The organism is Streptomyces sp. MK7 (assembly GCF_032658145.1).
GTDB classification, from domain to species: Bacteria; Actinomycetota; Actinomycetes; order Streptomycetales; family Streptomycetaceae; genus Streptomyces; species Streptomyces spiralis.
Genome location: NZ_JAVACL010000001.1, coordinates 439,907 through 460,875 on the forward strand (window position 1 = coordinate 439,907; position 20,969 = coordinate 460,875).

17 protein-coding genes, 1 tRNA gene and 1 pseudogene are annotated in these 20,969 nt (G+C 70.9%); 10 read left to right on the top strand and 9 right to left on the bottom strand.

The annotated features are described in order from the left end of the window. Window positions 1-63 precede the first annotated feature (63 nt). Window positions 64-1,155: a metallophosphoesterase family protein gene (locus tag R2S09_RS01995; protein ID WP_306184507.1), complete on the bottom strand. Its 1,092-nt coding sequence runs from the start codon at window positions 1,153-1,155 to the stop codon at window positions 64-66. A gap of 202 nt (window positions 1,156-1,357) precedes the next feature. Further along, window positions 1,358-2,470, bottom strand: coding sequence for a LacI family DNA-binding transcriptional regulator (locus R2S09_RS02000; RefSeq protein ID WP_306184505.1), 1,113 nt, complete (start codon window positions 2,468-2,470; stop codon window positions 1,358-1,360). Window positions 2,471-2,901: 431 nt separating this feature from the next. Here R2S09_RS02000 and hisC point away from each other — a divergent pair, with 431 nt between their 5' ends. Continuing rightward, window positions 2,902-3,981 carry a histidinol-phosphate transaminase gene (gene hisC, locus R2S09_RS02005; protein ID WP_306184503.1) on the top strand — a complete coding sequence of 360 codons (1,080 nt, stop codon included), beginning with the start codon at window positions 2,902-2,904 and terminating at the stop codon, window positions 3,979-3,981. Between the two features lie 28 nt (window positions 3,982-4,009). On the opposite strand, the pseudogene R2S09_RS02010 reads toward hisC, so the two are convergent. Then, a pseudogene (locus tag R2S09_RS02010) lies at window positions 4,010-4,403 on the bottom strand (cyclophilin-like family protein). A gap of 212 nt (window positions 4,404-4,615) precedes the next feature. Here R2S09_RS02010 and R2S09_RS02015 point away from each other — a divergent pair. From R2S09_RS02015 to cydD, 3 genes are read left to right on the top strand one after another with little or no spacing between them, the layout of a single operon-like run. Next, entirely contained in the window at window positions 4,616-6,124 is a 1,509-nt protein-coding gene (locus R2S09_RS02015; protein ID WP_316739416.1) for a cytochrome ubiquinol oxidase subunit I, read from the top strand. 18 nt (window positions 6,125-6,142) lie between these two features. Beyond that, window positions 6,143-7,147, top strand: coding sequence for a cytochrome d ubiquinol oxidase subunit II (gene cydB, locus R2S09_RS02020; RefSeq protein ID WP_306184499.1), 1,005 nt, complete (start codon window positions 6,143-6,145; stop codon window positions 7,145-7,147). A 60-nt stretch (window positions 7,148-7,207) separates the two neighbouring features. Continuing rightward, window positions 7,208-10,720, top strand: coding sequence for a thiol reductant ABC exporter subunit CydD (gene cydD, locus R2S09_RS02025; RefSeq protein WP_316739419.1), 3,513 nt, complete (start codon window positions 7,208-7,210; stop codon window positions 10,718-10,720). A gap of 18 nt (window positions 10,721-10,738) precedes the next feature. Here cydD and R2S09_RS02030 read toward each other — a convergent pair whose 3' ends face one another. The 5 genes from R2S09_RS02030 to R2S09_RS02050 form a co-directional block, all read right to left on the bottom strand. Next, window positions 10,739-11,665, bottom strand: a complete 927-nt coding sequence (locus R2S09_RS02030; protein WP_306184496.1) for a Cof-type HAD-IIB family hydrolase — start codon at window positions 11,663-11,665, stop codon at window positions 10,739-10,741. Between the two features lie 49 nt (window positions 11,666-11,714). Then, window positions 11,715-12,626, bottom strand: a complete 912-nt coding sequence (locus R2S09_RS02035; RefSeq protein ID WP_306184495.1) for an LLM class flavin-dependent oxidoreductase — start codon at window positions 12,624-12,626, stop codon at window positions 11,715-11,717. Window positions 12,627-12,668: 42 nt separating this feature from the next. After that, window positions 12,669-13,130 carry a hypothetical protein gene (locus R2S09_RS02040; protein WP_316739421.1) on the bottom strand — a complete coding sequence of 154 codons (462 nt, stop codon included), beginning with the start codon at window positions 13,128-13,130 and terminating at the stop codon, window positions 12,669-12,671. 12 nt (window positions 13,131-13,142) lie between these two features. Then, window positions 13,143-13,691 (bottom strand): RNA 2'-phosphotransferase, encoded by a 549-nt coding sequence (locus R2S09_RS02045; RefSeq protein ID WP_316739422.1) that lies wholly within the window; start codon window positions 13,689-13,691, stop codon window positions 13,143-13,145. A 176-nt stretch (window positions 13,692-13,867) separates the two neighbouring features. Beyond that, on the bottom strand, window positions 13,868-15,631 hold the full coding sequence (locus R2S09_RS02050; RefSeq protein WP_306184894.1) for an SDR family oxidoreductase: 1,764 nt from the start codon (window positions 15,629-15,631) through the stop codon (window positions 13,868-13,870). 181 nt (window positions 15,632-15,812) lie between these two features. Here R2S09_RS02050 and R2S09_RS02055 point away from each other — a divergent pair, with 181 nt between their 5' ends. The 6 genes from R2S09_RS02055 (at window position 15,813) to R2S09_RS02080 (ending at window position 20,077) form a co-directional block, all read left to right on the top strand. Beyond that, window positions 15,813-16,829, top strand: coding sequence for an ABC transporter ATP-binding protein (locus R2S09_RS02055; RefSeq protein ID WP_306184892.1), 1,017 nt, complete (start codon window positions 15,813-15,815; stop codon window positions 16,827-16,829). Further along, entirely contained in the window at window positions 16,819-17,736 is a 918-nt protein-coding gene (locus R2S09_RS02060; protein ID WP_306184490.1) for an ABC transporter permease, read from the top strand. Before R2S09_RS02055 ends, R2S09_RS02060 begins: the two co-directional genes overlap by 11 nt. Next, on the top strand, window positions 17,733-18,644 hold the full coding sequence (locus R2S09_RS02065) for an ABC transporter ATP-binding protein (RefSeq protein ID WP_316739425.1): 912 nt from the start codon (window positions 17,733-17,735) through the stop codon (window positions 18,642-18,644). The genes R2S09_RS02060 and R2S09_RS02065 overlap by 4 nt, the downstream gene beginning before the upstream one ends. Window positions 18,645-18,653: 9 nt before the next feature. Next, window positions 18,654-19,373 (top strand): ABC transporter permease, encoded by a 720-nt coding sequence (locus R2S09_RS02070; protein ID WP_306184488.1) that lies wholly within the window; start codon window positions 18,654-18,656, stop codon window positions 19,371-19,373. A gap of 102 nt (window positions 19,374-19,475) precedes the next feature. Continuing rightward, entirely contained in the window at window positions 19,476-19,715 is a 240-nt protein-coding gene (locus R2S09_RS02075) for a hypothetical protein (protein WP_306184486.1), read from the top strand. Window positions 19,716-19,988: 273 nt separating this feature from the next. Next, window positions 19,989-20,077: transfer RNA gene (locus R2S09_RS02080), tRNA-Ala, on the top strand. Between the two features lie 64 nt (window positions 20,078-20,141). Here the strand turns inward: R2S09_RS02080 and R2S09_RS02085 are convergent. Then, entirely contained in the window at window positions 20,142-20,945 is an 804-nt protein-coding gene (locus R2S09_RS02085; protein ID WP_306184891.1) for an HAD family hydrolase, read from the bottom strand. Window positions 20,946-20,969 lie beyond the last annotated feature (24 nt).

Sequence of the window (20,969 nt, forward strand, 5' to 3'; positions counted from 1 at the left end):
TTGGGTGCCATTGGGTGCCCGGCCGTGCCCGGGTCCGGCGGGGGAAGCTCGCGCGGTGAACGGTCAGGCGTCCAGCGGAAGTTGCTGGACCAGCAGCTTTCCGGCCATGGTCACGCCGCCGTCCATCGCGATGGCCAGTCCGTCGGCGTAGACGTGCGGTCCCTCCACCACGGGGCCCGCGGTGTCGTCGCCGTCCTCGGAGCCGACTTGGCCCAGCAGGTAGGGAATGGGGCTGTGGCCGTGAACGATGCGGGTGCCGCCGTACGTATCGAGGAGGGAGCGCACGGCGTCGGCGCCGCCCTCGTCGCGGAAGGAGAAGCGTTTGGTGAATTTGCGGAACAGATCCCAGCACTCGTCCGCGTCGTTGCGCGTGAGCGTCTCGTGGACGGTGTCGTTGACCTCTTCGGTCGAGTCGCCGTAGTCGAGGTAGGCGGTGGTGTCGGAGTGCACGAGCAGATAGCCGTCGACCTCCTCGATGGCGTCGAGGCGGGCCATCCACTGCAGGTGGTGGTCCTGGAGGCGGTCCATGTCGGACTTCTGGCCGCCGTTGAGCAGCCAGGCGGCCTGGAAGGTGGCGGTGCCCGCCCCGGAGTTGACGGGGGTGTCGCCGAACCGCTTGGCGCCCAGCAGCAGCAGTTCGTGGTTGCCCATGAGGGCCTTGCAGTAGCCGCCGGCCGCGGCGGCCTCGGCGGACAGCCGCATCACGAGGTCGATGACGCCGATGCCGTCCGGGCCGCGGTCGGTGAAGTCGCCGAGGAACCACAGCCGCGTGGTGCCCGCGCACCACTGGCCGGCGGAGTCGATGAGGCCCTGTTCCTGCAGGGCGGCGACCAACTGGTCGAGATAGCCGTGCACGTCCCCGACGACGTACAGCGGGCCGGGCCCGGTGACGGGCTGGGCGGCCGGTGCGGGGACCGGGTCCACGGTCACCTGGAGTGTGTCGCCGCGGTTGATGACGGGAAGGTCGCGCTGGGTGGGCGTGTACGCGTCCGGGTAGCCGTCCTCGGTCGGCGGGAGGGTCTCGGCGGGGTGGGTGTTGTGGGCGTACGGACCGGTCTCGTTCACATACGCGGGTACCCGGAAGTCGCGCAGCGTCGCCGTCCGCTCCACTTCGGGTCCCTGACCGGCCCCCTGAGTCATCGACCCCTCCACCATCGCGCCGCATCTGCACCGCTTCGGACTGCCTGGTCGCAGCGGCCCGCGGTGTCGTGGGCCCATCATAGGAATGCGGATCGCGCCATGTGATGACCCAGGGGTGGTGAATCGGAGCAGGACTGCGGTTCACCGCGGCTTTCGCCCCGATTGGGCCGTCTTCGGCGATCCCGCGACCGGCTGCCCCCAGTGCTCCCCGGGCTTCTCAGTGCCCCTCCGGTGCGCGTGGCGGGCTGACGGTCGTGCGCGGTGGGCGCCGCTGGGACGAGGTGCGCACGATCAGCTCGGTCGGTATGACCTGCTCGACCGGGTGGTCGGAATCGACTCCCTCGATGGCGTCGATGAGCAGCTGTACCACCGCCGTGCCGATGCGGCGCGGCTTGAGGGAGAGCGTGGTGATGGGCGGGTCGGTGTTGGCATACACCGTGGACTCGCTGCAGCAGACCAGCAGCAGGTCGTCGGGTACGCGCAGGCCGTAGCGGCGGGCGGCGGCGAGCAGGTCGGTGCCGTTCGGGTCGAACAGCCCGTAGACGGCATCCGGCCGGTCGGGGCGGGCGAGTAGCCGGTCTGCGGCGACGGCGCCCGCGCAGGGGTCGTGGGCGGGATAGGCCTCGTACACCGGGTCCTGGCCGACGCGCTCGCACCAGTGCAGGTAGGCGGTGGTCGACAGGTGGGTGTAGGTGTCGGTGGTGGTGCCGGTGAGCAGGCCGATGCGGCGGGCGCCGGCCTCGGCCAGGTGGTCGAGGATGTCGAGCACGGCGGCCTCGTGGTCGTTGTCGACCCAGGCGGTGACCGGGAGCGAGCCGGCCGGGCGGCCGTCGCTGACCACCGGTAAACCCTGCCGGACCAGTTCGCTGACGACCGGATCCTGGTCGGAGGGGTCGATGACGACCGTGCCGTCCAGGGCGACGTTCGACCACACGTCGTGGCGTGAGGTCGCGGGGAGGATGACGAGGGCGTAGCCGCGGGCGAGCGCGGCGGAGGTGGCGGCGCGGGCCATCTCGGCGAAGTACGCGAACTCGGTGAAGGTGAAAGGTTCATCCCCGTACGTCGTCACGGTCAGGCCGATGAGGCCCGACTTGCCGGTACGAAGGGTGCGGGCTGCGGCCGAGGGTCGGTATCCCAGCCGGTCGGCGACCTCGCGGACATGGCGCCGGGTGGCGTCCGGGAGCCGGCCCTTGCCGTTGAGGGCGTCGGAGACGGTCGTGATGGAGACTCCGGCGGCGGCGGCCACGTCTCTGATGCCCGCCCGGCCCGGCCGGCTGCCTCGACGTGAGGTTTCCGCGCGGCTCACCTGGTGCTTCCCTGCTGCTGTCATGGCGAGCCGATAGTAGGGCTCATGGGGTGGGGTAGTGCGGACGCATATGCACGCATTGACAGGCACGTTTCTGCATGGTCATCTCTGCTCAACTGCCTTAGAAAACAAGCCGGTTACGCGTTGGAATGCCAGGAGATGACGCGGTGGCGCGCGTGCGCCTGGCGTGCCTCCGAGGTCTCGAAGAGGTCTCAACTCACCTTCACGAGGGATGCGCGCCACGGCGCGAGCCACCGGCGCGTAGATATATGTGCGGCGCGCCCCTCGTATCCGTACAAATTCGTACGATGGTGCCACTGATGCAGCCGATGCCTGTGTGACAGGCCGGGTCGGCGGCCGGACGGGAGTGATAGGGCCTGCCCCATTCGCACGGGCGCCCAATCCTCATAAGGTGTGCAGTATTGGAAGCCGGTGTGGTCACGAGGAGGACTGCGGTGAGCGAGACGAGCCCGAAGCTGCGCGCCGAGCTGGAGGGTATCCCCACCTACAAGCCGGGCAAGCCCGCCGCGGCCGACGGCCCGGTGGCGTACAAGCTGTCCTCCAACGAGAACCCGTACCCGCCGCTGCCGGGCGTCATGGAGACGGTGACGACCGCCGCCTGCTCCTTCAACCGGTACCCGGACATGGCGTGCACCGCCCTGACCGAGGAGCTGGCCGAGCGTTTCGGGGTGCCGGTCTCCCACGTCGCTACCGGCACCGGCTCCGTCGGTGTCGCCCAGCAGCTGCTCCAGGCCACCAGCGGCCCCGGCGACGAGGTCATGTACGCCTGGCGTTCCTTCGAGGCCTACCCGATCATCACGCAGATCAGCGGGGCGACCTCGGTGCGGGTCCCGCTGACGCCGGGCGATGTGCACGACCTGGACGCGATGGCGGACGCGATCACCGACCGCACCCGACTGATCTTCGTCTGCAACCCCAACAACCCGACCGGCACGGTGGTGCGGCGGGCCGAGCTGGAACGCTTCCTCGACCGGGTGCCCGGCGATGTCCTGGTGGTGCTCGACGAGGCCTACCGCGAGTTCATCCGCGATGCCGAGGTGCCGGACGGTGTGTCGCTGTACCGGGAGCGGCCCAACGTCTGTGTGCTGCGCACGTTCTCCAAGGCTTATGGCCTGGCCGGGCTGCGAGTGGGCTTCGCGATCGCCCATGAGCCGGTGGCGGCGGCGCTGCGCAAGACGGCGGTGCCGTTCGGGGTGAGCCAGCTGGCCCAGGACGCGGCGGTCGCCTCGCTGCGTGCCGAGGACGAGCTGCTCGGCCGGGTCGGCTCGCTGGTGGGCGAACGTACGCGCGTGGTCGACGCGCTGCGCGCGCAGGGCTGGACGGTGCCCGAGACGCAGGCCAACTTCGTGTGGCTGCGGCTGGGGGAGCGGACGATGGCCTTCGCCGAGGCGTGTGAGCAGGCGGGCGTGGTCGTCCGGCCGTTCCCGCGCGAGGGTGTGCGGGTGACCGTCGCGGAGACCGAGGCGAACGACATCTTCCTCAAGACCGCGGAGGCGTTCCGCAGGGAGGCCTGAACGGCCGTCCCGGTCTTCTGATCTGCCCCTAGTCCTCGACAGGTTCCACGCGTACCGGGTCGCCGGCGCGCATGGTCGCCAGGCGGCGGGGGTCGCCGTCGATCCGGCCGAGGACGTTGCACGGGCTCGCGAGGCGGCACTCTCCCTCGAACTCCGTTCGGGGGAGACCCCAGCCTTGCGAGATCGGCGTGGGTCCATAGGGGAGGGCCAAAGCGTCACCGTCGGTCCAGAAGGCGACCGTGCCGGGGGCGACGACCTGCTGGGCGCCCGTTTCGCGTGGAACACGGACGCCGGTGTCGAAGTAGACCTCCTCGCCCCAGGTCTGGGCGGTGGAGACCAGGGGCAGCTCCTTGGCGAGTGCCCGGGGTGTCGTCGAGGGTCGCGGTGAGGTGTCCCGCGGGCCAGGAGATCCGTATCTGCACGAGGTGCAATTCAACAAGCTGTTGAAGTTCTTGCCAAGACCTTGACGTGACGGCGAAGGGGGACCCCCGGGTTCCCTGCCGAAAATCAGTGCGTCATAATTGCTTGTGAATGTGAACGCGTTCACAAGCGAGTTCCGATTGCTGCCTTGTTGTGTGGGACACATCGGGGCAAACCGTCGCCGTGACCACGGCGACGTAAGGAGAGTGACGACGTGAACCTGGCTTTGGCGCCGGAGACACTGGCGCGCTGGCAGTTCGGCATCACGACCGTCTACCACTTCCTGTTCGTTCCCCTGACGATCTCCCTGGCCGCCCTGACGGCCGGGCTGCAGACCGCCTGGGTGCGCACGGAGAAGGAGAAGTACCTCAGAGCGACCAAGTTCTGGGGCAAGCTCTTTCTGATCAACATCGCCATGGGTGTGGTCACCGGCATCGTGCAGGAGTTCCAGTTCGGCATGAACTGGTCGGACTACTCCCGCTTCGTCGGCGACATCTTCGGTGCCCCGCTCGCCTTCGAGGCACTGATCGCGTTCTTCTTCGAGTCCACCTTCATCGGCCTGTGGATCTTCGGCTGGGACAAGCTCCCCAAGAAGATCCACCTGGCGTGCATCTGGATGGTGTCCCTCGGCACGATCCTCTCGGCGTACTTCATCCTCGCGGCCAACTCGTGGATGCAGCACCCCGTCGGCTACCGGATCGACAAGGCCAGGGGCCGCGCCGAACTCACCGACTTCTGGGCCGTTCTGACCCAGAACACCGCACTCAGCCAGGCCTTCCACACCCTCTCCGCCGCCTTCCTCACCGGTGGCGCCTTCATGGTCGGCATCGCCGCCTACCACCTGCTGCGCAAGAAGCACGTGAGCACGATGAAGACCTCGCTGCGGCTCGGCCTGGTCACCGTCGTCATCGCCGGCCTGCTCACCGCCGTCAGTGGTGACACCCTCGGCAAGGTCATGTTCAAGCAGCAGCCGATGAAGATGGCCGCCGCCGAGGCGCTGTGGGACGGACAGAAGCCGGCTCCGTTCTCGGTCTTCGCCTACGGCGACGTGGAGAAGGGCCACAACACGGTCGCGATCGAGATACCCGGCCTGCTGTCCTTCCTGGCCGACGACAACTTCAGCTCCTACGTCCCCGGCATCAACGACGTCAACAAGACCGAGCAGCAGAAGTTCGGACCCGGCGACTACCGGCCCAACATCCCCGTCACCTTCTGGGGCTTCCGCTGGATGATCGGATTCGGCATGGCGTCCTTCGCCATCGGCCTGGCCGGACTCTGGCTCACTCGCAAGAAGTTCATGCTGCCGCAGCATCTGCGGGTCGGGGAGGACGAGGTGCCGCACCTGGTCCTGTTCAGGAACAAGGCACTCGGCCCGCAGCTGACCACGTGGTACTGGCGGATCGCGATCTGGACGCTCGCGTTCCCTCTGATCGCCAACTCCTGGGGCTGGATCTTCACCGAGATGGGCCGCCAGCCGTGGGTCGTCTACGGCGTGCTGCAGACCCGGCACGCGGTCTCCCCCGGCGTCTCGCAGGGCGAAGTCATCACCTCCATGACCGTCTTCACGCTGCTCTACGCCATCCTCGCCGTCGTCGAGGTGAAGCTGCTCGCGAAGTACGTCAAGGCCGGCCCGCCGGAGCTCACGGAGGCCGACCTCAACCCGCCCACGAAGATCGGCGGCGACATCCGTGACGCCGACAAGCCGATGGCCTTCTCCTACTAGGCCGAGGGAGGCACAGTCATGGAACTGCACGACGTCTGGTTCGTCCTCATCGCCGTCCTGTGGACCGGATACTTCTTCCTGGAGGGCTTCGACTTCGGGGTCGGCGTCCTCACCAAGCTGCTCGCCCGGAACCGGGCCGAGAAGCGGGTACTGATCAACACCATCGGCCCCGTCTGGGACGGCAACGAGGTCTGGCTGCTCACCGCGGGCGGCGCGACCTTCGCCGCTTTCCCCGAGTGGTACGCCACGCTCTTCTCCGGCTTCTACCTGCCGCTGCTGGTCATCCTGGTCTGCCTGATCGTCCGGGGCGTCGCCTTCGAGTACCGGGCCAAGCGGTCCGAGGAGAACTGGCAGCGCAACTGGGAGACCGCCATCTTCTGGTGCTCGCTGATTCCCGCTTTCCTGTGGGGCGTGGCCTTCGGCAACATCGTGCGCGGGGTGCGGATCGACCGGAACCTCGAGTACGTCGGCAGCGTCGGCGACCTGCTCAACCCGTATGCGCTCCTCGGCGGGCTGGTCACCCTGACGCTGTTCACCTTCCACGGCGCGGTGTTCACGGCGCTGAAGACCGTCGGCGACATCCGGGAGCGGGCGCGCAGGCTGGCCCTGCGTGTGGGCCTCGTGACGGCCGTCGTGGCCCTGGCCTTCCTGCTGTGGACGCAGGCCCACTCGGGCAACGTCCGGAGCCTGGTGGCGCTGGTCGTGGCGGTGCTGGCCCTTGTCGCCGGACTGTTGGCCAACCAGAGCGGGCGGGAGGGATGGGCGTTCGCCCTGTCCGGTCTCACCATCGTGGCCGCCGTGGCGATGCTCTTCCTGTCGCTCTTCCCGAACGTCATGCCGTCCACGCTGGACGCGGACTGGAGCCTGACGGTCACCAACGCCTCGTCCAGCCCCTACACCCTGAAGATCATGACCTGGTGCGCGGGGATCGCCACGCCGATGGTCCTGCTCTACCAGGGGTGGACCTACTGGGTGTTCCGCAAGCGGATCGGCACGCAGCACATCGCCGAAGCCGCGCACTGAGTCCGACCGGGGTGTGTTTCACGTGAAACACACTGAAACACACCCCCTGGACCGAAGGGCATGTTTCACGTGAAACCCATCGATCCGCGTCTCCTCCGCTACGCCCGGGCCACCCGGCACTTCCTGATGGCCGTCGTCGCCTTGGGGGCCCTCGGCGCGGGCCTGGTCATCGCGCAGGCCATGCTCATCGCCGACGTGGTGGTCGGCGCCTTCCAGCACAGGATGACGGTCGGCGAACTCCGCACTCCCCTGTTGCTGTTGGTGGCCGTCGCCTGCGGCCGAGCGCTGGTCTCCTGGCTCACCGAGCTCGCCGCGCACCGGGCGAGCGCTGCGGTGAAGTCCGAACTGCGCGGCCGGCTGCTGGACCGAGCGGCGGCCCTGGGTCCCGGATGGCTCAGCGGGCAGCGGACCGGCTCGCTGGTCGCGCTGGCGACCCGCGGTGTCGATGCCCTGGACGACTACTTCTCGCGCTATCTGCCACAGTTGGGGCTCGCGGTGGTCGTCCCCGTGGCGGTGCTGGCGCGGATCGTCACCGAGGACTGGGTGTCGGCGGCCATCATCGTCGGCACCCTTCCGCTCATCCCCGTCTTCATGATGCTGATCGGCTGGGCCACGCAGTCCCGCATGGACCGCCAGTGGCGGCTGCTGTCCCGGCTCTCCGGGCATTTCCTCGACGTGGTCGCGGGACTGCCGACCCTGAAGGTCTTCGGCCGGGCCAAGGCGCAGGCGGAGTCGATCCGGCGCATCACGGGCGAGTACCGGCGCGCGACCCTGCGCACCCTGCGGATCGCCTTCCTCTCCTCCTTGGCACTGGAGCTGCTGGCCACGCTGTCGGTGGCCCTGGTCGCCGTGACGATCGGCATGCGGCTGGTCAACGGCGACATGGACCTGTACATCGGCCTGGTCATCCTCGTCCTCGCGCCGGAGGCCTACCTGCCGCTGCGCCAGGTCGGCGCCCAGTACCACGCCGCGGCGGAGGGACTGGCGGCCGCGGAGGAGATCTTCGCCGTGCTGGAGACACCGCTGCCGCAGTCCGGTGCGGCGGCCGTCCCCTCCGGGGCGCTGACCTTCGAAGGCGTGCGCGTCCGCTATCCCGGACGGTCCATGGACGCCGTGGCCGAGGTGTCCTTCTCCGTGCGGCCGGGGGAGACGGTCGCGCTCGTCGGGCCGAGCGGCGCCGGCAAGTCGACCCTGCTCAACGTCCTGCTGGGCTTCGTCCGGCCCACCGAGGGCCGGGTGTGCGTCGGGGGAGCCGATCTCGCCGACCTCGATCTGGAGCAGTGGCGGTCCCGCATCGCCTGGGTGCCGCAGCGGCCGCACCTGTACGCCGGAACGATCGCCGAGAACGTACGGCTGGCACGGCCCGACGCGGACGAGACCGCCGTACGCAGGGCGCTGGCCGACGCCGGGGCCCTGGAGTTCGTCGACGCGCTGCCGGACGGGACGCGGACCGTACTCGGTGAGGACGGCGCCGGGCTCTCCGCCGGTCAGCGGCAGCGGCTCGCGCTGGCGCGTGCCTTTCTCGCCGACCGGCCGGTCCTGCTGCTGGACGAGCCGACGGCCGCACTGGACGGAGCGACCGAGGCCGAGGTCGTGGCGGCGGTGCGGCGGCTGTCGGCCGGGCGGACGGTGCTGCTCGTCGTCCACCGGCCGGCTCTGCTGGGGGTCGCGGACCGGGTGGTGCGGCTGGACGGCGCCCGGCGGCCCGGCCCGGCGCCTGCCGCGCTGGTGCCCGCGAGCCGTCCGGAACCCATGGCGGAGACGGTGCGGGAAGGCGCGCTCGCTCCGGAGGACGGAACCGGGAACGCGACCGTGGCGGCGACAGGCAGTGTCCTCACCCGGGTCCGTGCGATGTCCGGCCCCCGGCGCGGGCGCCTCACCCTCGCCCTGCTCCTCGGCAGCCTCGCCCTCGGCAGCGCCGTCGGGCTCATGGCCACCTCCGGGTGGCTCATCTCCCGGGCCTCGCAGCATCCCCCCGTGCTCTACCTGATGGTGGCGGTCACGGCGACACGGGCCTTCGGCATCGGACGGGCGGTCTTCCGGTACGCGGAACGGCTGGTGTCGCACGATGCGGTGCTGCGGATGCTCGCGGACACGCGGGTGGCCGTCTACCGGCGCCTGGAGCGGCTGGCGCCCGCCGGGCTGCGAGGGCTGCACCGGGGCGATCTGCTGACGCGTCTCGTCGCCGATGTGGACGCGCTGCAGGACTACTGGCTGCGCTGGCTGCTGCCGGCCGGCGCGGCACTGGCGGTGTCCGCGGCCTCCGTCGCCTTCACCGCGTGGCTGCTGCCCGAGGCCGGTGCCGTCCTCGCCGTCGGGCTGCTCGCGGCCGGCGCCGGTGTCCCGCTGGTCACCGGCGCCGTGGCCCGGCGCGCCGAACGGCGGCTGGCCCCCGCCCGCGGCGCCCTCGCGACCCGTGTGACCGACCTGCTCACCGGGACCGCAGAACTGACGGTCGCCGGCGCCCTGTCCGCCCGTGCCGCCGAGGCGCGACGGGCGGACCGTGCGCTCACCCGGATTGCCTCGCGCGGGGCCACCGCCACCGCGCTCGGTGACGGGCTCACCGCACTGGTCTGCGGGCTGACCGTCACGGCGGCGGCCCTCGTCGGCGCGCAGGCGGTCGCCGGCGGCCGGCTGAGCGGGGTGGCCATGGCCGTCGTCGTCCTCACCCCGCTCGCCGCCTTCGAAGCGGTCCTCGGTATGCCGCTCGCCGTGCAGTACCGGCAGCGGGTGCGCCGCAGCGCGGAGCGCGTGCACGAGGTCCTGGACGCCCCCGGGCCCGTCCGCGAGCCCGAGCGGCCCCGGCAGGCGCCCGCATCGCCGTTCCCGCTCACCGTCAGGGGCCTGACGGCCCGGCACGCGGGGCAGGAACGGGAGGCGCTCACCGGGCTGGATCTGACCCTGGAGAAGGGCCGCAGGGTGGCCGTGGTCGGTCCGTCCGGATCCGGCAAGACGACGCTGGCACAGGTGCTCCTGCGGTTCCTCGACCCGGGGCCGGGCACCTACACCCTCGGTGGGGTCGACGCCCGCGCGCTGGACGGCGACGACGTACGGCGGCTCGTCGGGCTGTGCGCCCAGGACGCGCACCTGTTCGACAGCTCGGTGCGGGAGAACCTGCTGCTGGCGAAGAAGGACGCCACCGAGCCCGAGCTGCGTGACGCGCTGGCCCGGGCCCGGCTGCTGGACTGGACCGACACTCTGCCGGACAGGCTCGACACACTCGTCGGCGAGCACGGCACGCGGCTGTCCGGTGGCCAGCGGCAGCGGCTGGCCCTGGCCCGGGCGCTGCTCGCGGACTTCCCCGTCCTGGTCCTCGACGAGCCCGCCGAGCACCTGGACCTGGAGACCGCCGACGCGCTCACCGCCGATCTGCTGGCCGTCACCGAGGGCCGTACGACACTGCTCATCACCCACCGCTTGGCCGGACTGGAGGCCGTGGACGAGGTGATCGTGCTGGACGAGGGCCGTGTGGTCCAGCGGGGACCGTACACGGAGCTGGCGGCTCTGCCCGGGCCGCTGCGGCGGATGGCGGAGCGGGAGGCGGCGGCGGAGCTGCTGGTGGGCGCGCGGTAGCGGCGCGCTCCCGGAGAACTACGGCCGCTCCCCCAGCAGCTGCTCGATCACGACGGCGACACCGTCCTCGTTGTTGGCGACCGTGCGGCCGGACGCCGCGGCGATCGCGTCGGGGTGGGCGTTGCCCATGGCGTAGGACCGGCCGGCCCAGGTGAGCATCTCGACGTCGTTCGGCATGTCGCCGAAGGCGACGACCTCCTCGTGCGAGATGCCGCGCTCGGCGCAGCACAGGGCCAGCGTGCTGGCCTTGGAGACGCCCGGGCCGCTGATCTCCAGCAGGGCGCTGGGACTGGAGCGGGTGATGGTGGCGCGCTCCCCGACGGCGAGGCGGGCGGCGGTGAGGAAGGCGTCCGGGTCCAGCGTCGGGTGGTGGGCGAGGATCTTCAGGACCGGCTGCCCGGCGGCGACGCTGCCGGGTGCCAGCAGCTCCTCGGCGGGCGCGAGGGCGTCCGGCACCTCCATGTGCAGCTTCGGGTAGTCCGGCTCCTGGTAGAAGCCGTACGTCTGCTCGACCGCGTAGACCGTGCCGGGCGCCGTCTCGCGCACCAGCCGGACGGCGTCCAGCGCGTTCTCGCGCGCCAGTGCGCGGATCTTCACGAAGCGGTGGGCGCCGGGGCCGCCGTGCAGGTCGACCACGGCGGCGCCGTTGCCGCAGATCGCCAGGCCATGGCCGTGGACATGGTCGCTGACGACGTCCATCCAGCGGGCCGGACGGCCGGTGACGAAGAAGACCTCGATGCCCGCCTCCTCGGCGGCGGCGAGGGCGGCGACCGTGCGAGGCGACACCGACTTGTCGTCGCGCAGCAGGGTTCCGTCGAGGTCGGTGGCGATGAGCCGTGGCTTGACGGCGGGAGCACCTCCCGACTCGAGCGAGGTCGAGAGCTGGGGAGAGGCCGGGGGCTCGGGCTGTCGAGTCGCTGAGGTCACCGGGTCATTGTTCCGCATATGCCCGCACGCCCGTGCGGGAGTGTGCACATCTGAGGGGTCGCCTCGGTCACGTCAGCTGGGAGGGCGCTTCCATGGCGATCCGTTCGAACACCTTCTCGTCCGCGGCGAAGTCCGAGTCGGGGATCGGCCAGTGGATCACGAGCTCGGTGAACCCCAGCTCCTGGTGGCGGCCGGCGAAGTCGACGAAGGCGTCGAGGGACTCCAGCGGACGTCCCCGATCAGGGGTGAAACCGGTCAGCAGGATCTTGTCGAGGCCGGCGACGTCGCGGCCGATCGCGGCACACGCGTCGGCGAGCTTCTCGGTCTGGCCGCGCAGGGCCTGCACCGACTGCTCCGGCGTGCCGTTCTCGAACAGCTTCGGGTCGCCCGTGGTCACCCACGCCTGGCCGTACCGGGCGGCCAGCCGCAGCCCTCGTGGGCCGGTGGCGGCCACCGCGAACGGCAGCCGGGGTCGCTGGACGCAGCCGGGGATGGTGCGGGCCTCGTGCGCCGAGTAGAAGTCACCCTCGTACGACACGCCCTCCGTGCCGTCCTCGGTCAGCAGCCGGTCGAGCAGCAGGACGAACTCGGCGAAGCGATCGGCGCGCTCGCGGGGAGCCCAGGGCTCCTGTCCGAGCACGGTGGCGTCGAAGCCGGTGCCACCCGCGCCGATGCCGAGGGTGACCCGGCCACCGGAGATGTCGTCGAGCGAGATCAGTTCCTTGGCGAGGGTGACCGGGTGCCGGAAGTTGGGCGAGGTGACCAGGGTGCCCAGGCGGAGCCGTTCGGTCGCGGCCGCTGCCGCGGTCAGCGTCGGCACGGCACCGAACCACGGGCCGTCCCGGAAGCTGCGCCAGGACAGGTGGTCGTAGGTGTAGGCGGTGTGGAAGCCCAGCTCTTCGGCGCGCGTCCACGCCGAACGGCCGCCCTCGTGCCAGCGGCGGTAGGGAAGGATCACGGTGCTCAAGCGCAGACTCATGGATGCGAGCCTAAGCGGCTGCCGGTGTTTCATGTGAAACCGTCACCGCACGCGGCTGTTCAGCCACGGAGTGAGGCCGATCATGGGGACGCGCTCCTTGTAGGTGCGGTCGCCGGGCAGGGGCACGACCATGCGGTATCCGGGCGGGAAGCGCCGCCCTTTGACGTACGCCATGCCGTCCAGGACGGCGCGGAGAAAGGCGGGGACGTCGTCGCGGGGCAGATCGGGGAACTCGACGCCCTCGACGGTGATCAGTGCGTCGTCCTCCGGGTAGAGCCGCACGGCGATCCGGGGCAGGCCGCCGAACTCGATGAAGGCCTCGTGCGGGAGCGATCCGTCCGGGTCGCTGGTCACTCCGACGCCGGCGGCGCTGCGACGGGAGGTCTGGTCGGCGCCGATGTCGTGGGTCACCTCGATCTCGCGTGCGTACGCGGCGGCGATGGCACGGCAGGCGGTGACGGCGGCCTCGGTGGTGGGCAGGTGGCGGTCCATGGCGACGATCATGCCCGACCCGGGTCAGTGACCCGAGGGAAACCGCAGGTACCGCGGCGGTACGGCCTTGGTCAGCCATACCCCGTTGGCGCTCACGTGGAAGACATGGCCGTCCCGGTGCATGGCGGAGGCGTCGACGGCGAGCACGACGGGGCGGCCGCGGCGGGCGCCGACGCGGGTCGCGGTCTCCCGGTCCGGTGAGAGATGTACGTCGTGCCGGTTCATGGACCGCAGGCCCTCGGCGCGGATCGCCTCCAGGCTGCGGGCCACGGTCCCGTGGTAGAGGTAGGACGGCGGGGTTGCCGGGGGCAGTCCGAGATCGATGTCGATGCTGTGGCCCTGGCTGGCGCGGATGCGGTCGCCCTCGATCGCGAACCGCTGTTTGTCGTTGGTGGCGACCACCTGGTCCAGTTCCTCGCGCGTGAAGGGGAAGCCGTGGGCGGCAGCCGCCGCGATCAGCGCGTCGATCCCCACCCAGCCGCGCTCGTCCAGCGTGAGCCCGATCCTCCCGGGCTGGTGGCGCAGGTGTTTGGAGAGGTACTTCGACACCTTCACGGTGCGTCTTTCGTCCATGCCACCAGCGTGCCGGGAGAGACGAGCCTCACGCAGGTCCTTTTCGCTCCGAAAGGTTTGATCCACAGCCAAGGCATGTTGTCCACAAGCGAACGGGCCTTTCTGTGGACAACCGGCCCGCCGAGCGAGGGCGTCGCGCCGGAGTCGGCTGCTCACGGAGGCCGCACGGCCACGACTCACAGCCGTGGCCGAACCCGTGCCAGCCTGCGCAGCGCCCGGGGAGTGAAACGGGACATCGCGTGGAAGAGGCGCGCCTCCGGTGTCACCGGCACCATCGCCTCGTCGCGTACGACCGCGCGCAGGATCGCGTCGGCGACCTTCTCCGGCGGATAGCCGCGCAGCCCGTACAGCCGGGCAGCGTGCTGTCGGCGGCGCCTTTCCTCCTCCGCGTCGACGCCCGCGAAGCGTGCCGTCGAGGTGATGCCCGTGTTGACGAAGCCGGGGCAGACCGCCGTGACGCCGATGCCCTGCCCGGCCAGCTCCGCGCGCAGACACTCGCTGAGCATCAGTACCGCCGCCTTGGCGGTGCTGTAGGCGGGCAGCGCCCGGGAGGGCTGGTACGCGGCCGCGGACGCGATGTTGACGACATGGCCGCCCTGGCCGCGCTCGGCCATCCGCCGGCCGAACAGCCGGCAGCCGTGGATCACTCCCCACAGATTGACGTCGAGGACGTTCTTCCAGTCCTCCACGGTGTGGTCGAAGAAGGAGCCGGACAGACCGATGCCCGCGTTGTTCACGAGGACGTCCACCACGCCGTACTCGGCGGCGACCTTCTCGGCCAGCTTCTCCATGGCCTGCCCGTCGGAGACGTCCACGGCCTCCGCCCAGGCGGCCGACGCGCCGAGCGGCCGGGCCAGCTCGGCGGTGCGCGCGGCGGCCTCGGCGTCCCGGTCCACCACCACCACGCGCGCGCCGGCCTCGGCGAACGCGAACGCCGTGGCCCGTCCGATGCCACTGCCCGCTCCCGTCACCAGCACGAGCTGCCCGGCGAAGCGGTCGGCGTACTTCCCCGTGGCGGCGGGCCGGGGCCGTCCGCTCTCGGTGGCGGTCACGAACTCCGCGATCCAGGCGGCCAGCTGGTCGGGCCGGGTGCGCGGGATCCAGTGCTTGGCAGGGAGCGTGCGGCGCACCAGCCGCGGGACCCACCGCTCCAGGTCGTCGTACAGCCGCTCGGACAGGAACGCGTCCTCCACCGGGGTGATGAGCTGCACCGGAGCGTGGGCGTGGGCGTCCGTTCGCGGGCTGCGCAGCCGGGTGCGCACGTTGTCCCGGTAGAGCCAGGTGCCGTGCGCGGCGTCCCGAGGCAGGGACGGGGTCGGGTAGCCGCCGCCGGGCACCTTCTCGACGCGCTGGAGGATCTTCGGCCAGCTTCTGCCGAGCGGACCGCGCCAGGCCAGCTCCGGCAGCACCGGCGTGTGCAGCAGGTACACGTACCAGGACTTGGCGCCCTGACCGAGAAGCTGGCCCACACGGCGCGGAGTGGGGCGCTTGAGACGGGCGTTGATCCAGTGCCCGAAGTGGTCGAGTGACGGGCCGGACATGGAGGTGAAGGACGCGATCCGGCCCCGGGTGCGCTCGACGGTGACGAACTCCCAGGCCTGCACCGAGCCCCAGTCGTGCCCGACCAGGTGCACCGGGCGGTCGGGGCTGACGGCATCCGCGACCGCGAGGAAGTCGTCGGTGAGCTTCTCCAGGGTGAACCCGCCCCGCAGCGGCCGCGGCGCGGTCGAGCGGCCGTGCCCGCGGACGTCGTACAGCACGACATGCAGTCCGCCGGGGCCGGCGAGGCGTTCGGCCACCTCGGACCAGACCTCCTTGCTGTCCGGGTAGCCGTGCACCAGGACGACCGTCGGCTGCCGCGGGTCGCCCAGCTCGGCCACGCACAGCTCGACCCCGCCGGTGCGCACCCGGCGTTCCCGTGCGCCGTTCAGCGACGTCACCAGCGTCACCTCTCCTTCACGCAGTGCTCTTCGCCGAGTGCCGTGGGCGACTGTCGCAGTTGTTAGACGGGTCGTCAATAGGGCCGGGTGGACGCGGCTCCACCCGCTGGCGTGAGACCTCAGGGCGCGACCCCTAGGGTTCCCGTAATACTCGAGGTGGAGGCCGAAACGGCTCTGGGGTCTGACGACTCGCGTGGCGCCGGTCACTACCGTCGAAGACGTGACTGTGATCGCGACCGAAAGCCTGAGCAAGCGGTTCCCCCGGGTGACCGCGCTTGACCGGCTCTCCGTGGACGTCGGACCCGGTGTGACCGGACTCGTCGGCGCCAATGGAGCCGGCAAGTCCACACTGATCAAGATCCTGCTGGGTCTGTCCCCCGCCACGGAGGGCCGCGCCGAGGTGCTCGGCCTCGACGTCGCCACCAAGGGCGCCGCCATCCGCGAACGCGTCGGCTACATGCCGGAACACGACTGCCTGCCACCCGACGTCTCGGCCACCGAGTTCGTCGTCCACATGGCGCGCATGTCCGGCCTGCCGCCCACCGCCGCGCGCGAGCGCACCGCGGACACGCTGCGCCACGTCGGACTGTACGAGGAGCGCTACCGCCCCATAGGCGGCTACTCCACCGGCATGAAGCAGCGCGTCAAGCTCGCCCAGGCGCTGGTGCACGACCCGCAGCTGGTCTTCCTCGACGAGCCGACCAACGGGCTCGACCCGGTCGGCCGCGACGAGATGCTGGGCCTGATCCGGCGGATCCACACCGACTTCGGCATCTCGGTCCTGGTCACCTCGCACCTGCTGGGCGAGCTGGAGCGCACCTGCGACCACGTCGTCGTCATCGACGGCGGCAAGCTCCTGCGGTCCAGCTCCACCACCGACTTCACCCAGACCACGACCACCCTCGCGATCGAGGTCACCGACAGCGACGAGCACCCGGACGGCACCCGCGCGGTGCGCGACGCGCTCCACGCGCGCGGTGTGCGGACCGAGGACGGCACCGGCCTGCCGGGCGCGGGACACGTCCTGCTCCTCACCGCCCAGGGCGAGGAGACGTACGACCTGGTGCGGGACGTGATCGCGGACCTCGGCCTCGGCCTGGTGCGCATGGAGCAGCGCCGGCACCACATCTCGGAGGTCTTCCGGGACGACGAACAGCGCGACGGACAGCGGAAGGAGGCGGTCGGCCATGGCAGTTGAGCAGCCTATGAGCGCACCCGTCACGCCGTCGGGTGACCAGACCCGCATCCACAACATCGGCTACCGCACCTACGACGGCCCCCGCCTCGGCCGTGCCTACGCCCGCCGTTCGCTGTACTCGCAGTCCCTGCGCGGTGCCTACGGCCTCGGCCGCTCGGTGAAGTCCAAGGTGCTGCCGATGCTGCTGTTCGTGGTGATGTGCGTGCCCGCGGCCATCATGGTCGCCGTCGCGGTCGCCACCAAGGCCAAGGACCTGCCCGTCGACTACACGCGCTACGCCATCATCATGCAGGGCGTGATCAGCCTGTACGTCGCCTCGCAGGCACCCCAGTCCGTCTCACGCGACCTGCGCTTCAAGACCGTGCCGCTGTACTTCTCGCGGCCCATCGAGACCGCCGACTACGTCCGCGCCAAGTACGCGGCACTGGCCTCGGCCATGTTCGTCCTGACCGCCGCACCGCTGCTCGTGCTGTACGTCGGCGCGCTGCTGGCCAAGCTGGACTTCGCCGACCAGACCAAGGGATTCGCACAGGGACTCGTCTCCGTGGCACTGCTCTCACTGCTTTTCGCCGGCATCGGCCTCGTCATCGCCGCCGTCACCCCGCGCCGCGGCTTCGGCATAGCGGCCGTGATCGCCGTGCTGGTCATCTCCTACGGCGCGGTCTCCACCCTCCAGGCCATCGCCGACGCCCAGAACAACACCGGCGCGATCCCCTGGATCGGCCTGTTCTCGCCGGTCACCCTGATCGACGGCGTGCAGACCGCCTTCCTGGGCGCGACCTCCGCGGCACCCGGTGCCGTCGGCCCCGGCACCGGAGAAGGCGTCGTCTACGTCCTCGTCCTCCTGGGCCTCATCGCCGGTGCCTACGGCCTCCTGCTGCGCCGCTACAAGAAGGTGGGCCTGTGACGACCCTCAGCATCGACCACGTCTCCCGCTGGTTCGGCAACGTGGTCGCCGTCAACGACATCACCATGACGATCGGCCCCGGCGTCACCGGCCTGCTCGGCCCCAACGGAGCCGGGAAGTCCACGCTGATCAACATGATGGGCGGCTTCCTCGCCCCCTCCACCGGCTCCGTCACTCTCGACGGGCAGCCGGTGTGGCGCAACGAGCAGATCTACCGGCACATCGGCGTCGTCCCCGAGCGGGAGGCGATGTACGACTTCCTCACCGGCCGCGAGTTCGTCGTCGCCAACGCCGAGCTGCACGGCCTCGGGGCCAAGGCGGCACAGAAGGCGCTGGCCACGGTCGAGATGGAGTACGCGCAGGACCGGAAGATCTCCACCTACTCCAAGGGCATGCGGCAGCGCGTGAAGATGGCCAGCGCCCTCGTGCACGACCCGTCCCTGCTCCTGCTGGACGAGCCCTTCAACGGAATGGACCCGCGCCAGCGCATGCAGCTGATGGACCTGCTGCGACGCATGGGCGACGAGGGCCGCACGGTGCTCTTCTCCTCCCACATCCTGGAGGAGGTCGAGCAGCTCGCCTGGCACATCGAGGTGGTGGTCGCCGGCCGGCACGCGGCCAGCGGCGACTTCCGCAAGATCCGCCGTCTGATGACCGACCGCCCGCACCGCTATCTGGTGCGCTCCAGCGACGACCGCGCCCTCGCGGCCGCGCTGATCGCCGATCCGTCGACGTCCGGCATCGAGGTCGACCTCGCCGAGGGCGCGCTGCGCATCCAGGCCGTCGACTTCGGTCGGTTCACCGCCCTGCTGCCGCGGGTGGCCCGGGAACACGGCATCCGGCTGCACACGGTCTCGCCGTCCGACGAGTCCCTCGAGTCCGTCTTCTCGTACCTGGTCGCGGCGTAGGAGGCCCATATGTACGACCCCACAGTCGCCCGGCTCACCTATCGGGCCCTCCTCGGCCGTCGCCGGGCCCTCATCCTCGGCGCGCTGCCGCTGCTGCTGATCGTCATCGCGGTGGTCGTCCGCGCGCTCACCGGCGCCGACGACCAGACGGCGGTGAACGTCCTGGGCGGGTTCGCGCTCGCCACCATGGTGCCGATCATCGGTGTCATCGCCGGTACCGGCGCGATCGGCCCGGAGATCGACGACGGCTCGGTGGTGTACCTGCTGTCCAAGCCGCTGAAGCGGCCGACGATCATTCTCACCAAGCTGATCGTGGCGATCGCGGTGACCATGGTCTTCTCGGCGGTGCCCACGCTGGTCGCCGGGCTGATCCTCAACGGCAACGGGCAGCAGATCGCCGTGGCCTACACGGTGGCCGCGCTGGTCGCCTCCATCGCCTACGCGGCCCTGTTCCTGCTGCTGGGCACGGTCTCCCGGCACGCGGTGGTCTTCGGCCTCGTCTACGCCCTCGTCTGGGAGGCACTGTTCGGCTCCCTGGTGCCCGGAGCGCGCACCCTGAGCATCCAGCAGTGGTCCCTGGCCGTGGCGCACAAGGTCGCCGGCGGAGACCTGGTCACCTCCGACGTCGGGCTGCCGACGGCGACGGTGCTGCTGGTGCTGGTGACCGTGCTGGCCACCTGGTACGCCGGGCAGAAGCTGCGGGCCCTGACCCTCGCCGGGGAGGAGTGAGGCCTCGCCCGGTCACCGGGCGGTCCTCACCCCGGCCTTGACGGAGGTTTCACCTCCACGCGCGCACACTGGGCACAGCGGACGGACGACCAGGAGGCCGGGATGGCAGGCGAGACGCCGGAGCACGACGGCCGTGGGGCCACCGGCGACGGGTGGGACGACGTGGTCCTCGACGCGGACTTCATACGGGCCGCCGAGAGCACCGAGCCGTCCGCCCGGGCCCGTATGCTCGCCGCCCGCTGGCGCCGCGAGGCACCCGAACCGCAGCCCTGGCGGTCCGACGAGCCGCCCGCGGGATGGTTCTTCAGCAAGGTCCGCCGGCGCGGGTGGCGGCGGCGCTGAGCCATCGCTCGGTGCGCGTTTAATTCGGTGGCGACGGTGGGCGCCGGGACGGCACAGTGGTGGAGTCCGCAGCGCCGGGTCGAGCCGGCGCCACGTTCTGGGAGAGGAGCTGTGGCGATGTCCATGCACGGCAGTACGCCCAGCTCCCGACAGGGCAGCCCGCGGCGGGCTCCGGAGTAGTCCTCACCGCTCCGTCGAGCCCGCCCCGCACGGGGAGCTGCCCGGGGCGGCCGCTTCGAGCACGCGATCCGCTGTCGCGTGGGCCGCCCACCCGGAGGATTGGCCGAGTGGTAAGGCACCGGCTTGGCTCAAGCCGTGGTCGGGGGTGAGACCCCGCGCACGTTCGATCCGTGCATCCTCCGCAGAGACCGAGATCCGCACAGACCGAGACCCGCACAGACCCGAGAACCGGCGAGAACCGAGAGTTCAGCCCAGGAACCGTTCCAGCACCACCGCGATGCCGTCCTCCTCGTGAGAGGCCGTCACCTCGTCCGCGACCGCCTTCAGTTCCTCGTGGGCGTTGGCCATGGCCACGCCGTGCGCGGCCCAGGCGAACATCGGGATGTCATTGGGCATGTCGCCGAAGGCGAGCGTGTCGGCGGCCTTCAGGCCCAGCCGTCGTGCGGCGAGCGAGAGGCCCGTCGCCTTCGACAGTCCGAGGGGGAGGAGTTCGACGATGCCCTCGCCGGCCATGGTGACCGAGACGAAGCTGCCCGCGGCCCGGTGGGCCACGTCGGCGAGCTCGTCGTCGGAGAGGGTCGGGTGCTGGACGTAGATCTTGTTGAGCGGTGCGCTCCACAGGTCCGAGGCGTCCGTGAACGGAGTGGCCGGCAGCGCACCCGTGAGGGCGTAGCCGGGGCCGACGAGCACCTCGCCGTCCAGGCCGTCCCGGCTCGCCGCCAGGTACAGCGGGCCGACCTCCGCCTCGATCTTGGCCAGGGCCACCCCGGCCAGCTGCCGGTCCAGGGTCACCGAGGTCAGCAGGCGCTGCTCCTCGGCGTCGTACACCTGGGCGCCCTGGCCGCAGACCGCCAGGCCCCGGTAGCCGAGGTCGTCGAGGATGTGCCGGGTCCAGGGGACGGCACGGCCGGTGACCACGATGTGGGCGGCACCCGCCGCGGTGGCCGCGGCGAGCGCCTCACGGGTGCGGGGCGATATCGACTCGTCGGAGCGCAGCAGCGTGCCGTCCAGGTCGGTCGCGATCAGCCGGTAGGGGAGGCCGCCGGACATCTCGCCGGCGGCCTCGGGAGCAGG

Excerpts from the sequence above, each read along its gene's own strand:
- R2S09_RS02000 (WP_306184505.1), bottom strand. The coding sequence starts at position 2,470 with ATGACAGCAGCAGGGAAGCACCAGGTGAGCCGCGCGGAAACCTCACGT.
- R2S09_RS01995 (WP_306184507.1), bottom strand. The coding sequence starts at position 1,155 with ATGGTGGAGGGGTCGATGACTCAGGGGGCCGGTCAGGGACCCGAAGTG.
- R2S09_RS02045 (WP_316739422.1), bottom strand. The coding sequence starts at position 13,691 with ATGGACGAAAGACGCACCGTGAAGGTGTCGAAGTACCTCTCCAAACAC.
- R2S09_RS02060 (WP_306184490.1), top strand. The coding sequence starts at position 16,819 with ATGGCAGTTGAGCAGCCTATGAGCGCACCCGTCACGCCGTCGGGTGAC.
- R2S09_RS02075 (WP_306184486.1), top strand. The coding sequence starts at position 19,476 with ATGGCAGGCGAGACGCCGGAGCACGACGGCCGTGGGGCCACCGGCGAC.
- cydB (WP_306184499.1), top strand. The coding sequence starts at position 6,143 with ATGGAACTGCACGACGTCTGGTTCGTCCTCATCGCCGTCCTGTGGACC.
- R2S09_RS02070 (WP_306184488.1), top strand. The coding sequence starts at position 18,654 with ATGTACGACCCCACAGTCGCCCGGCTCACCTATCGGGCCCTCCTCGGC.
- R2S09_RS02040 (WP_316739421.1), bottom strand. The coding sequence starts at position 13,130 with ATGATCGTCGCCATGGACCGCCACCTGCCCACCACCGAGGCCGCCGTC.
- R2S09_RS02035 (WP_306184495.1), bottom strand. The coding sequence starts at position 12,626 with ATGAGTCTGCGCTTGAGCACCGTGATCCTTCCCTACCGCCGCTGGCAC.
- R2S09_RS02030 (WP_306184496.1), bottom strand. The coding sequence starts at position 11,665 with ATGCGGAACAATGACCCGGTGACCTCAGCGACTCGACAGCCCGAGCCC.
- cydD (WP_316739419.1), top strand. The coding sequence starts at position 7,208 with ATGTTTCACGTGAAACCCATCGATCCGCGTCTCCTCCGCTACGCCCGG.
- R2S09_RS02085 (WP_306184891.1), bottom strand. The coding sequence starts at position 20,945 with ATGTCCGGCGGCCTCCCCTACCGGCTGATCGCGACCGACCTGGACGGC.